This is a genomic window from Paludibacter sp. 221, from assembly GCF_010501035.1.
Taxonomy (GTDB): domain Bacteria; phylum Bacteroidota; class Bacteroidia; order Bacteroidales; family Paludibacteraceae; genus QVMH01.
Map to the genome: position 1 here is coordinate 1 of NZ_QVMH01000026.1, position 12443 is coordinate 12443.

Genomic DNA, 12443 nt, shown 5'->3' on the forward strand with positions numbered 1-12443 from the left:
CACCGCTACACCTGCTTCGCTAAAATTCAGCTACACTACGCTACAGGCTTTGAAACTCCTCGCTACGCTCGTCAAACAGCAAATCCTGTTTAACGCTTCGTTACGCTGAATTTTTTTACGCTCACCAGCTGAGGCGGAAAGATTAGCTTCGGCTACGAAAGGATAAAATAACAATTCTACATATTTTGATGTGGTTGTCCTTATACAAAATGGGAAACACTTCCGAAATGGCTAAAATAAAGTATATTCCTGCGGTTTCGTTCAATTTCAAGAGATATTCAAGTTAAATTTAGTTAAATAAAATGCCGTAAATATTTGTTTTCCAAAATATTTAGTCTATGTTTGTGATATCAAAATAATATCATTTTAAATTATAAATATTATGAAAACAAAAGAAGAAGTTTTTGGCAAAGTAAAGATTAACGGGATTTTGATGATAATCCTGAATACCCTTTTCCTATTGGCGGTTTGCGGAATTTTTGCGTGGGCTATTTCCACTCCTCTTTCTAATGGTCTTTTCGGATTTATAATAACATTAGACATCATCCTGTTTTGTATTAACTGCCTGTTTTGGGGCGGTTTTATGATGATAGAGCCAAACGAGGCGCGTGTTATGACTTTTTTCGGAAAATACGTAGGCACATTGAAAGAAAACGGATATTTCTGGGTAAATCCGTTCTACTCGAAAAAGAAACTGACCCTGCGGGCACGCAACCTCGATGCCGAGCCTATCAAAGTAAACGACAAAAGCGGAAATCCCGTAATGATAGGGCAAGTATTAGTATGGCGGGTGCAAGATACTTACAAAGCGTCGTTCGATATTGATAATATGTCGAAATCAAGTTCAATACCAAACTCAAAAACATCTGACAACGTTAGCGACAAAATGAAAGCCTATGAAGATTTCGTTAAAGTACAAAGCGATGCCGCCCTACGAAGCGTAGCCGGAATGTATGCCTATGACAATGCCGAAGAAGGAACCGAAGGGGGGCTAACCTTACGCTCGGGAGGCGAAGAAATAAACGATATTCTGGAAAGCCAGCTAAACGAACGCCTATCCATCGCAGGTATCGAAGTATTGGAAGCCCGTGTAAACTATCTGGCGTATGCACCTGAGATTGCAGCCGTGATGCTACGCCGCCAACAAGCGGACGCAATAATCTCGGCACGCGAAAAAATAGTGGACGGCGCAGTGGGCATGGTGAAAATGGCTATCGACAAACTATCGGAGAGCGAAGTGATTGAACTGGACGATGATAAAAAGGCGGCAATGGTAACCAACCTGATGGTAGTACTTTGCAGCGACGAGCCTGCACAACCTGTAGTAAATTCGGGGACATTGTATCATTAAGCCCATTCCAAACCTCCCCAAAGGGGGAGGCTCCTACCTCTCGTTTGCAAACGAGGGGAGTTAATGGAATTTACGTTTGAAAACGTTGTATCCGTTTAGGGGATGTCTAAAAATGATAACCCGCACACGGAATACACAGACAAAACGGAAAATCACAGATGTTGATTTTTTTAAGATAGTCCGGTTATGTGATATAAAAACCGTGTTGTTCTGTAAAATTGGTGGATTGCGTGTACTATAGGTCACTGATGAGATGCTCTCAAGCTAAAAAAGATAGTGTCTGTTTAGAAAATACCACGCGAAGGATTCGCGCGGTAGCGGGGATGATATTCTAATAGCGGATTTGCAATCCGATAAAATCAGAGGCAAATCGAAAAAGAAGAAGGTTCAACCATCTCACTATAAATAAAAATATGGTATGAAAAAAACATGGCATTTTATAATAATCACCTGTTTAGGTAGTTGGATACTTGCAAGTATTTTACGTTTCGCAGGCATTACAGCACCTTCAATAGCGTTCAACATTTTCGGGATGGTTTATATGCTCATTCCGGCCACAGTTGCAATACTTTTACAAAAGCTGGAGAATAAAGAGCCCATCAAAAAGCCTTTGTTGGTTTCGTTCAAAGTAAACCGATGGTTTCTTGTAGCATTACTTACTCCTATTGTTTTCGTAGCCCTTTCGCTCGGTACAAGCCTGCTCGTTCCGGGAGTAAGTTTCTCTGCTTCGGCCGAAGGGCTTTTCGACCGATATTCCTCTACCATGTCGGCAGCGGACATAGAGGCGATGAGAGAAGAAATGAGTTCCTTCTCGCAAGGTACATTCGTCCTGCTACAGATAGTGCAAGGATTAGTTGCAGGCTGCACCATCAACGCGCTTTTCGCTTTGGGCGAAGAGTTGGGCTGGCGTGGATATATGCTCCACCACTTGAGGCATCTCTCTTTTATGAAAGTATCTCTACTCACAGGGAGTGTTTGGGGGTTGTGGCATTTCCCACTTATATTGCAAGGACATAATTACCCCAACCATCCGGTAGCAGGAGTATTTATGATGATAGTTTTCTGTACACTGCTATCTCCCTTGATGACTTACATCGTAATAAAATCGAAATCGGTAATAACTGCCGCGCTGTTTCATGGCACAATGAATGCTTTTGCAGGATTTCCGTTAATATATCTTGTGGGCGGAAACGATCTGAGCAATGGTTTGACCGGATATGCCGGATTCATCGCAATTATTATTGTAACTTTGGGGTTCTATTTGTTTGACAAATATGTGACAAAAGAAAATATTTTCGCAAAAACGGTGGAAAATTCGCTGAATTTAAAAAAAACAGAAGCATGAAAAATAACGTGGAGTTTTACGAACGCCAAATCCGAAAACAATGGTGGATGTACCTGTTGTTAGCAGCAATCAACATCATTTTCATTTACGGAATAATCCGGCAGATATTTTTAGGCAAAGCCTTTGGGAATAATCCCATGTCCGACGGATGGCTTATTGCAGCTACCGCAATAATGTTCTTATTCTCCATCATAACGCTGGCTTCAAGGCTTGATACCTTTATCAATTCAGAGGGTATATACGCACGTTATTTCCCATTCAACCCCAAATACAAATTCTTTAGTTGGAACGATATTTCGCAGGCATACATCCGCGAGTATCGTTCCGGCAGGGAGTTCGGAGGAAGTGGGGTACGGATTAAAGTAATACGGGCGGGAGGCATACATTTTAACGGGAGAGAAAAAGCCTATATCGTTTCGGGCAGGTACGGGCTTCAGCTGGAACTAAAAAACAGGAAAAAGATTTTAATCGGCACACAACGCCCTGACGAAATCAAGGAAGTATTAAAAAAATTGCAATCCTGAGAAGCCCCCATTGGCGCAAGTTTAGCGTAGTGCAACTTGTGCCGAAAAAACACACAGTTTAAAACTGTAAAAAAACAGGGGCACAAGTCACAGACTTGCGCTAGACATGGGTATTATTTATGGTAAATTTAAGCAGTTTCTTAGCTTACGAATCTCGATTCTAAAAAAAACATGGCAAAAGACACTAAAAATAAAAGCTTCGTATTACGCATCGACGAAGAGCTGATGGACGCTATTGAAAAATGGGCTGCCGACGAGTTCCGCAGCACCAACGGACAGATATTATACATACTCGACCAAGCATTGAAGAAAAACGGCAGGCTCCCTAAAAAGAAAAAAGAACCTAAGCAATAAAACCGCTGCTTCGTCCGGACAAATTTCATTCATTCGGGCTATATCTCACTTTCTCCATTAAAACGGATTTTTCCCCTCCTACGCGACCTGTTCATCCCTTTGTTTTGAAATATTAACACCTTATAGCCCAAGAAATCACCATTATAAGCTATATTTGCACTCAATTTGACAAACTATACACAAAGAAAAATAAAAATTAATGGAGAAAATCAGTTATGCTTTAGGGCTCAGTTTAGGTAACAATTTATTACAAAGTGGAATTACTAAGCTGGACTATAGCAAGTTAGCAAAAGGAATTCAAGACGTATTAGAACAAAACGAACCCGAAATTTCATATCAGGAAGCCCAGGCAGTAATCAACGATTTCTTCCAAGCCCTACAGTCCAAAATGAATGAAAAAAATATTCAGGAAGGAAAAGATTTTTTGGCAAACAATGCCAAACGTAGCGATGTAGTAACCCTCCCCAGTGGCCTGCAATACGAAATTGTAACCGAAGGTAAAGGCGAGAAACCAAAAGCCTCGGACACCGTAAAAGTGCACTATCACGGTACTTTGATAGACGGAACAGTATTCGACAGCTCAGTTCGTCGTGGCGAGCCTGCCACATTCGGCGTAACACAAGTAATACCGGGCTGGGTAGAAGGATTGCAACTGATGCCCGTAGGCTCAAAATGGAAACTGTATATCCCTTCCGATTTAGCTTATGGCGCACAAGGAGCCGGACAAGCAATAGGACCACACACCACACTTGTATTTGAAGTAGAATTGCTTGATATTGTAAAATAATTTTTGAGATAAACACAGATGAAAAAGATACTATTATTGTCGGCAGTATGCCTGTTAGCCCTCAGCCCTGCTGAGGCTCAAAAGAAAAAAAATAAAAAAGCGGGTAAAGAAGAAGCACCCGTTTTTATTATGTCTAACGCGGTGGACTCAATGAGTTATGCCTTAGGAATAAGTGTGGGTAACGACCTCCTTACCAATTTTGAAAACATACCGGGAGGCGAGTACAATACCAATGTGTTTCTGAAAGGATTTGAAACCGCCTTGAAAAAAGATTCGGCTTTGATGACAAACGAGTTTGCTCAGGAGTTTTTCCAAAGTTATATGATGAAAGCGTACGAAAAAGAAACCGAAGCTAAAATAGCTGCAGGAGAAAAGTTTCTGGCCGAAAACAAAGAAAAAGAAGGAGTCATTGAAACTGCAAGCGGATTGCAATACATCGTCGAAAGAGAAGGAAATGGCGCAATACCTGCCGAAAACGATGTGGTGAAAGTAAGCTACGAAGGATTCCTGCTCGACGGAACTAAATTTGACAGCTCAATCGAAAGAAATGAGCCGTTAGAATTTCCTGTAAATCAGGTAATACAAGGTTGGAGCGAAGGCCTGCAACTTATGAAAGTAGGCTCGAAATATAAATTTTTCATCCCTTACCACCTTGCCTATGGCGAGAGAGGTGCCGGCAATGTGATACCACCATACTCCACTCTGATTTTCGATGTAGAGTTACTGGAAATCGTTCCGCAATAACTATCCACGTAATTAAGAAAAATAAAAAATAAAAAATTTAAACACAGCAAAATGAAAAGACAACTTATTTTTACATTAGTTACTCTAATTGCCGTTATCACAATGGTTTCGTGTAAAAAATACCAGGCACAAACCGTTACACTGAACGACATGAATGACAGTATCAACTATGCATTAGGCTACGTGGAAGGAGAGCAAATAGGAAACTACCTGATGGCATCTTACGATGACGAAGATGCAGCAGTAAAAGCATTTATCGACGCGCTGGACAAAGCCTACAACAGCAACGAAGAACCAAACGAAATGTATGACCTTGGGTTGAACTTCGGCTCGTGGCTGAAAAAACAGGAAACCGAAGGCCTGATGGGAGAGCCCGACCTTACGTTTAATTACAAAACTATGGAACAAGGATTGAAAGACGGATTGAACGACGTAGAAGGAACTTGGTCGATAATGGATGCTCAAACGTATCTGCAAAACACTATGAGACAAATTCAGGAAGAAAAAGCCAAGGCAAACCAAACTGAAGAAGAAGTAATTATTGAAGAAGAAATAATAGAAGCGGAATAAAAAAGAATTGTTCAACAAAATAAAATTCACCGAAAAATGAAAAAATTAAATATATTAGCAATTATTGTCGTACTTTCCTTTAGCATGTCTGCTCTTGCAAATCCTCCTGCCCTAAAAAACCGTACCGATAGTTTGAACTATGCGTTTGGGTTGCTGCAAAGCGGAAACATTAAAATGTACCTGCAAAACGACTCTACAGGCGAACAAACAAAATCATTCCTTCAGGGAGTGGACAAAGCTATGAAAAAAGGCTCAAAATACATCGAAATGGAAGGTATTGGAGCCAATATAGGTCAAAACCTGAAAATGCAAAACGAAACCGGGCTTCTTGAAAGCAAAGACCTGACAGTTAACATCGAACTTATCAAGCAAGGTTTGATAAACGGGCTATATGGTTTTGACGAGCAAATGAACTCAGGCGATGCACAAATGTATGTGAGAGGAACAATGCAACAAATTGAAGAAAAAAAGATGGAAGAGCTTTATGGCGAAAACCGTCGCGAAGGAGAAGAATTTCTGGCCGAAAATAAAACAAAACCGGGTGTTGTTACTACCGAGAGCGGACTGCAATACAAAGTGGTAAAAACCGGAAAAGGTAAAAAACCTACAGCTACCGACAAAGTAAAAGTACACTACCACGGAACATTAATTGACGGCACTGTATTCGATAGCTCCATAAACCGTGGCGAGCCTATTACTTTTGGCGTAAGCCAAGTTATCGCCGGTTGGACCGAAGCGTTAAAATTAATGCCTGTAGGCTCAAAATGGATTCTTTACATCCCTCAGGAGTTAGCGTATGGTACCCGCGACATGGGAACTATCCAACCTTACTCTGCATTGATTTTTGAAGTAGAGCTGCTCGGAATAGAATAGCATTTTAAAATAAACTCATATTATAACGACCGGAAAATATCTCCGGTCGTTTTTCATTAAAAAACATACATTGTCATCAAATTTCCAGCTTTCACCCCCGAATAACCATTTTTAAATAAATGATTTTTTCATATTCATTTATTTTACATATTTTTGTTGGCAAAATGGCACTAAATTGCATTCAGGTTCTTATATCATGGAAAAAATAGATCAACTCGACCGTAAAATCTTACAGATTATTACTCAAAACGCACGTATGCCTTTCAAAGACGTTGCACAATTGTGCGGGGTTTCGCGCGCAGCCATTCATCAGCGTGTACAACGTATGATTGACATGGATGTAATCACAGGCTCAGGATATACCGTTAACCCCAAAATGTTGGGCTACCAGATGTGCGTTTATGTAGGTATCACACTGGAAAAAGGCTCTATGTATAAAGAGGTGGTGAAGGAGCTTGAAAAAATCCCTGAAATAGTAGAGTCACAATATACTTTAGGAGCCTATACTATACTGATAAAGTTGTATGCTAAAAACGACGAGCATCTGATGGAGCTTCTTAATGGCAAGATACAGGAGATAAACGGAGTAGCTACTACAGAGACGTTAACCTCGCTCGACCAGCGTATACGTAGAACTATTCCTATCGAATAAAAACAGCTCCTATTCCGGATATTTAAAAACACAAAATAAAGTACGGCTTCACAAAACGTGAAGCCATTACTATAAATAAACACCGCCTTGGTGGTGTAATTTATAAACAGCTAAAAAACAAATCAATATATATGGATACAGTATTAAGCGGCATTCGCCCCACAGGCAACCTGCATTTAGGAAATTATTTCGGAGCATTGCGCAACTTTATTACAATGCAGAATGAGAATAATTGTTATTTTTTCATTGCCGATTACCACTCGTTGACAACACACCCAAATCCGAAGGATTTGGCAAGAAACGTACGTCAGGTTTTAATCGAATATCTTGCCGCAGGCTTAGACCCCGAAAAATCTACTATCTACGTACAAAGCGATGTGCCTGAAGTTGTGGAACTATACCTTTTCCTCAACATGAACGCCTATCTCGGAGAGTTGGAACGTGCTACATCGTTCAAAGACAAAGTACGCCAACAGCCTCAGAATGTAAATGCGGGACTACTAACCTACCCTACCCTTATGGCGGCCGACATTTTGATACACCGAGCTACAAAAGTGCCTGTAGGTAAAGACCAAGCACAGCACCTCGAAATGACCCGCACGTTTGCAAACCGTTTCAACCGCATGTACGAGGTAGATTATTTTCCTGAGCCGCAGGCATACAACTTCGGAAAAGAGCTTGTAAAAATACCCGGACTGAACGGCAGCGGTAAAATGGGAAAATCGGAAGGCGAAGGAAATGCTATCTACCTGGCAGACGAGCCCGAAGCTATACGCAAAAAAGTAATGCGTGCCGTAACCGACAGCGGGCCAACCGTACCAAATCAGGAAAAACCCGATGCTATTAAAAACCTGTTTCAACTGATGAGCATAGTGTCAGACCCCGAAACGGTAAAGTTCTTTGACGAACAATATAACTCATGCCAGATACGCTACGGCGATATGAAAAAACAGTTGGCCGAAGATATGATAAAATTCGTGCAACCTTATAGCGAAAAAATCAAAGAAATAGCCGCAGACGAAGAATACCTGAAAAAAGTGATGCTGATGGGAAAAGAAAAAGCGCAAGCCAGTGCGTCCAAAACCATCAAAGAAGTACGCGAAATAATAGGTTTCTGCAATAACTAAACTTCAAAGATAAAGTAATTTAAGAGTTGTTTCTTCGGAAACAACTCTTTTTTCCTACTTTTGCAATTACGAAAAAATAACAATGTAAACATACTCCATGCTACTATTGTTATAAGACTTTTACAACTTCTTATTATGAAAAAAATAACGTTTTTATTTGTTTTGCTTTTTCCTGTTTTAGCTATTTCACAAGGCATATCACCTCTGCAGGAACGTAAGCTTAAAACTGTTATGATGGCAGTTTCCAATCTGTATGTAGATAGTATTGATGATAAAAAGGTAGTGGAAAACACTATTGTTTCCCTATTGAAAGAACTTGACCCCCATTCCGCCTATATTCCTAAAGAGGAAGTACAACGGGTACAAGAACCCCTAAAAGGAAGTTTTGAAGGAATAGGCATTCAGTTTCAGATGCTCGAGGATACGCTTTTTGTTGTTCAGACCATTGCAGGTTCACCTTCCGAAAAAGTAGGTATTCTTCCGGGCGACCGCATGATATACGTCGAAAACGAATTGATTGCAGGCGTAAAAATGCAAAACACCAAAATAATGGAACGCTTGCGGGGGCCTAAGGGCAGCGAAGTGAATGTACGTATCTTGCGACGGGGACAAAAGGAATTGATAAATTTTAAAATCACACGCGACAAAATTCCTTTACACACCGTAGATGCCTCTTATATGATAGGAGACCGTATCGGATACATCAAAATAAACAATTTCGGTAGCACTACCATTGAGGAATACAAAAAAGCGGTAGACAAATTGAAAAACCAGGGGATGCAATCACTAATCCTCAGTCTGCAAGGAAATGGCGGGGGATACCTGGGCGCTGCCATCGAATTAGGTGACCAGTTCCTTAAAAGCGGGGAAATGATTGTGTATACCGAAGGGGCTCACCAACGACGCCAAGAAGCCAAAGCCACTTCGCGCGGAAATTTTGAAGACGGAAAACTCATTGTACTTATTGACGAGTACTCAGCCTCGGCAAGCGAAATCGTATCGGGAGCAATACAAGATTGGGATAGAGGAATACTGGTAGGAAGACGCACATTTGGCAAAGGGCTTGTTCAGAGGGAATTTGAATTGCCCGACAGCTCACTCATGCGCCTTACCGTAGCACGTTATTATACACCTACCGGACGTTCCATCCAGAAACCTTATAAAGATGGAGTGAAAAAATATGAAGAAGAACTGATAAACCGATATAAACACGGAGAGTTGTCTAACGCCGACAGCATCCAATTTCCTGATTCACTCCAATACAAAACTAAACATTTAGGAAGAACTGTGTATGGGGGCGGAGGAATTATGCCCGATGTGTTTATCCCGTTGGATACAACAAAATACACCGACTATCACCGTAAAATTGTAGCGCTTGGCGTGATGAACAAAACCAGCCTGCAATATATAGAGCAGTACAGGAACGAATTTAAAAAGAAATATCCTACTTTCGATAAATTCAAAAAGGAATATGCGGTTAAAGACGACTTTTTGACCCAACTGGTAGAAAATGCCGAGAGGGAAGATATAAAGTACAACGAGGAACAGATGGAGAAATCCAAAGACCTGATAAAACTGCAACTGAAAGCCCTTGTAGCACGCGACCTTTGGGACACCAATGAGTATTACCGTATTATCGACGAAGAAAACGAAGCTATAAAACGCGCCGTAGAAATTCTGCAAAATTACGGTGAATACGAGAAAATACTGAGTAAACCCAAAGAAAGTAAAAAAGAATACAAAAAAGTAAGCGAAAGCAGATAAGACTTACGTAAAGACGCGATGACGCAAAGCTTTTTGTTTTACTCCCTGTCTCTCGTTTGCAACGAGGGACTAAGTGGTAACACGTTTTCAAGCGTAATACAATCAACTCTTCGTTGATAAACGAGAGGCAGCATGAGGCGAAGATAACAAAACTTGTAACTAATCACTTGTAACTATTATGTTGACTTATTTGCAAAACAACTGGGTAGAAGTAGTTGGGTCCATATTGAGCCTTATTTATCTGTATCTTTCTGTTAAGCAGCGTTCCAGCCTTTGGATATTCGGTTTTCTGTGTTCTGTTTTCTATGTCGTTATCTTTTTCGACAGTAAGTTTTATGCCGACATGACCTTGCAAATATATTACGTGATTGTAAGCGTGTATGGCTGGATAGTATGGAAATGGGGAAAAGACAAAAGCGGGAAAAACATCCCTATCAGCAATGTCCCCAAAAGGACAATACCCTATCTCATTATCATAGCAGCAGCTATATTCTTTCTGTACGCATTTGTCCTGAGCAACTACACCGACTCTCCCCTGCCCAAGGCCGACTCTTTTACCACCGCGCTAAGTATTGTAGCCACATGGATGCTCGCACGCAAATACATAGAATACTGGCTTGTTTTCATTGTGGTCGATGCCGTATCTGCGGGGCTTTATTTCTATAAAGAGCTCTATCCTACAGCAATACTGTTTGTATTCTATACCATTATGGCAATAGTAGGTTACTTGCAGTGGAAAAAAACCATCGAAAAACAAATTTCTTAAAAAAGTGAATTTCTCGCCGAACTATGTATATTTGTACCCGTAAAAAAATGTTTAACCAAATAAAAAACAGAAAATGAAGAAGTATATCGCAGAAATGATTGGAACTATGGTTCTGGTGTTAATGGGTTGCGGAAGCGCAGTATTTGCCGGTGGAATAGCCGGAACAGTAGGAGCCGGAACAGGCACATTAGGAGTGGCTTTTGCATTCGGGCTGGCCGTTATCGCAATGGCATACACTATCGGTAAAATATCCGGTTGCCACATCAATCCGGCCATTACCTTAGGCATGTTCTTCGCTAAAAAAATAAGCGGAAAAGATGCCGGAATGTACATGATTTTTCAGGTAATCGGAGCTATCATAGGCTCGGCAATTCTTTATGCACTTGTTTCTACAGGGTCGCACGGAGGCCCTACCACTACAGGGTCGAATAGCTTTGCTGATGGGCAAATGCTACAAGCGCTTATTGCCGAAACCGTATTTACATTCATTTTTGTACTGGTAGTATTAGGCTCTACCTCCAAAGGCGCAAACAACAAATTTGCCGGATTAGCCATTGGTTTGGCACTGGTACTTATCCACATCGTATGTATTCCTATCACCGGAACATCAGTGAACCCTGCACGCAGCATCGGGCCTGCTATCTTCGAAGGAGGAAAAGCGTTGTCGCAACTGTGGTTATTCATAGTAGCTCCGTTTTTAGGCGCTATCATTGCCGCTTTTGTATGGAAAGCCATTGACACAGAACCCGAAACAGCAAAATAAGAAAACAAAATTCTAAATCAGAATTGCCAAAATATAGCAAGGAGTTGACTGCATTTAGTCAGCTCCTTGTTTTTTTATGAAAATTGGGATACGATTTGATGAAAATCAGGGTTACAGATATTTGAATAGCAATGTAAAAACCTTATTTTTGTACTAATACCTTAGTAATGGGTGATAGCCGCCGTACAGCGGCTTAATGCCGCTTGTCGGATAAATCATGCTTAAGTTAGGCGTAAAGCGGACTATAAGCCGCTATACGCCACGTAGGCACTTAATAACACACTTAAAATTAAAAACTTATGGATTACGAACAATTACTCGAAGCACGTGGGATAAAACCTACTTCGGTAAGAATACTTATCCTAAAAGCAATGCTCAGCTATCCGCAGGCCTTTAGCTTGGCAGATATGGAAACCGCACTCGACACGGTGGATAAATCTACCCTATCGCGCACTATTCATTTGTTTCACGACAAGCACCTTATACACAGCATCGACGACGGCTCAGGGTCTATTAAATACTCTGTATGCAACCCCCACTGCACCTGCGAACTGAACGACCTGCATGTACACTTTTACTGCAACCGCTGCAAAAAAACATTTTGCCTCGAAAGCATATCCATACCCCGTGTACAACTTCCCCCCAATTTTTTGCTGAACAGCGTGAATTTTGTAATGAAAGGGCTGTGCGACCAATGCTCTAAGTTTGCAACTTAGTTGCACGGAATCTCCCGTAACTTTGCCATCGTAAAAACAAACTATTGTTCAATCGTTAAGTTGCTCAATCGTTGAATTGCATAAAAAGATTATTATCCAACTTCAAT

Annotated in this window: 14 protein-coding genes; all 14 read left to right on the top strand. The window is 40.9% G+C overall.

Annotated features, from left to right (window positions below; genetic code table 11):
* Positions 1–382 precede the first annotated feature (382 nt).
* The 14 genes from D0T49_RS06995 to D0T49_RS07060 all read left to right on the top strand — a co-directional run bounded on the left by D0T49_RS06995 (position 383) and on the right by D0T49_RS07060 (position 12336).
* Positions 383–1351 carry an SPFH domain-containing protein gene (locus tag D0T49_RS06995; protein ID WP_163629886.1) on the top strand — a complete coding sequence of 323 codons (969 nt, stop codon included), beginning with the start codon at positions 383–385 and terminating at the stop codon, positions 1349–1351.
* 418 nt (positions 1352–1769) lie between these two features.
* The gene (locus D0T49_RS07000; protein ID WP_163629887.1) at positions 1770–2696 is read left to right on the top strand and encodes a CPBP family intramembrane glutamic endopeptidase; all 927 of its coding nucleotides are present in this window, start codon (positions 1770–1772) and stop codon (positions 2694–2696) included.
* Positions 2693–3220: a hypothetical protein gene (locus D0T49_RS07005; protein ID WP_163629888.1), complete on the top strand. Its 528-nt coding sequence runs from the start codon at positions 2693–2695 to the stop codon at positions 3218–3220. The genes D0T49_RS07000 and D0T49_RS07005 overlap by 4 nt, the downstream gene beginning before the upstream one ends.
* A gap of 171 nt (positions 3221–3391) precedes the next feature.
* A complete protein-coding gene (locus D0T49_RS07010) occupies positions 3392–3574 on the top strand; it encodes an Arc family DNA-binding protein (RefSeq protein ID WP_163629889.1) in 183 nt (60 codons plus the stop codon).
* A 199-nt stretch (positions 3575–3773) separates the two neighbouring features.
* Positions 3774–4361, top strand: coding sequence for an FKBP-type peptidyl-prolyl cis-trans isomerase (locus tag D0T49_RS07015; RefSeq protein ID WP_163629890.1), 588 nt, complete (start codon positions 3774–3776; stop codon positions 4359–4361).
* 18 nt (positions 4362–4379) lie between these two features.
* Positions 4380–5105 (top strand): FKBP-type peptidyl-prolyl cis-trans isomerase, encoded by a 726-nt coding sequence (locus tag D0T49_RS07020; RefSeq protein WP_163629891.1) that lies wholly within the window; start codon positions 4380–4382, stop codon positions 5103–5105.
* A gap of 51 nt (positions 5106–5156) precedes the next feature.
* Positions 5157–5675 (top strand): FKBP-type peptidyl-prolyl cis-trans isomerase N-terminal domain-containing protein, encoded by a 519-nt coding sequence (locus D0T49_RS07025; protein WP_163629892.1) that lies wholly within the window; start codon positions 5157–5159, stop codon positions 5673–5675.
* 36 nt (positions 5676–5711) lie between these two features.
* Positions 5712–6548 (top strand): FKBP-type peptidyl-prolyl cis-trans isomerase, encoded by an 837-nt coding sequence (locus D0T49_RS07030; RefSeq protein WP_163629893.1) that lies wholly within the window; start codon positions 5712–5714, stop codon positions 6546–6548.
* Between the two features lie 196 nt (positions 6549–6744).
* Positions 6745–7200: an Lrp/AsnC ligand binding domain-containing protein gene (locus D0T49_RS07035; protein ID WP_163629894.1), complete on the top strand. Its 456-nt coding sequence runs from the start codon at positions 6745–6747 to the stop codon at positions 7198–7200.
* Between the two features lie 131 nt (positions 7201–7331).
* Positions 7332–8327 carry a tryptophan--tRNA ligase gene (gene trpS / locus D0T49_RS07040; protein ID WP_163629895.1) on the top strand — a complete coding sequence of 332 codons (996 nt, stop codon included), beginning with the start codon at positions 7332–7334 and terminating at the stop codon, positions 8325–8327.
* Between the two features lie 135 nt (positions 8328–8462).
* Positions 8463–10091, top strand: a complete 1629-nt coding sequence (locus D0T49_RS07045; RefSeq protein ID WP_163629896.1) for a S41 family peptidase — start codon at positions 8463–8465, stop codon at positions 10089–10091.
* A 178-nt stretch (positions 10092–10269) separates the two neighbouring features.
* A complete protein-coding gene (gene pnuC, locus D0T49_RS07050; protein ID WP_163629897.1) occupies positions 10270–10857 on the top strand; it encodes a nicotinamide riboside transporter PnuC in 588 nt (195 codons plus the stop codon).
* Between the two features lie 73 nt (positions 10858–10930).
* A complete protein-coding gene (locus D0T49_RS07055) occupies positions 10931–11620 on the top strand; it encodes an MIP family channel protein (protein ID WP_163629898.1) in 690 nt (229 codons plus the stop codon).
* Between the two features lie 299 nt (positions 11621–11919).
* Positions 11920–12336 (top strand): Fur family transcriptional regulator, encoded by a 417-nt coding sequence (locus D0T49_RS07060; protein ID WP_163629899.1) that lies wholly within the window; start codon positions 11920–11922, stop codon positions 12334–12336.
* Positions 12337–12443 lie beyond the last annotated feature (107 nt).

Excerpts from the sequence above, each read along its gene's own strand:
- D0T49_RS06995 (WP_163629886.1), top strand. The coding sequence starts at position 383 with ATGAAAACAAAAGAAGAAGTTTTTGGCAAAGTAAAGATTAACGGGATT.
- D0T49_RS07000 (WP_163629887.1), top strand. The coding sequence starts at position 1,770 with ATGAAAAAAACATGGCATTTTATAATAATCACCTGTTTAGGTAGTTGG.
- D0T49_RS07005 (WP_163629888.1), top strand. The coding sequence starts at position 2,693 with ATGAAAAATAACGTGGAGTTTTACGAACGCCAAATCCGAAAACAATGG.
- D0T49_RS07010 (WP_163629889.1), top strand. The coding sequence starts at position 3,392 with ATGGCAAAAGACACTAAAAATAAAAGCTTCGTATTACGCATCGACGAA.
- D0T49_RS07015 (WP_163629890.1), top strand. The coding sequence starts at position 3,774 with ATGGAGAAAATCAGTTATGCTTTAGGGCTCAGTTTAGGTAACAATTTA.
- D0T49_RS07020 (WP_163629891.1), top strand. The coding sequence starts at position 4,380 with ATGAAAAAGATACTATTATTGTCGGCAGTATGCCTGTTAGCCCTCAGC.
- D0T49_RS07025 (WP_163629892.1), top strand. The coding sequence starts at position 5,157 with ATGAAAAGACAACTTATTTTTACATTAGTTACTCTAATTGCCGTTATC.
- D0T49_RS07030 (WP_163629893.1), top strand. The coding sequence starts at position 5,712 with ATGAAAAAATTAAATATATTAGCAATTATTGTCGTACTTTCCTTTAGC.
- D0T49_RS07035 (WP_163629894.1), top strand. The coding sequence starts at position 6,745 with ATGGAAAAAATAGATCAACTCGACCGTAAAATCTTACAGATTATTACT.
- trpS (WP_163629895.1), top strand. The coding sequence starts at position 7,332 with ATGGATACAGTATTAAGCGGCATTCGCCCCACAGGCAACCTGCATTTA.
- D0T49_RS07045 (WP_163629896.1), top strand. The coding sequence starts at position 8,463 with ATGAAAAAAATAACGTTTTTATTTGTTTTGCTTTTTCCTGTTTTAGCT.
- pnuC (WP_163629897.1), top strand. The coding sequence starts at position 10,270 with ATGTTGACTTATTTGCAAAACAACTGGGTAGAAGTAGTTGGGTCCATA.
- D0T49_RS07055 (WP_163629898.1), top strand. The coding sequence starts at position 10,931 with ATGAAGAAGTATATCGCAGAAATGATTGGAACTATGGTTCTGGTGTTA.
- D0T49_RS07060 (WP_163629899.1), top strand. The coding sequence starts at position 11,920 with ATGGATTACGAACAATTACTCGAAGCACGTGGGATAAAACCTACTTCG.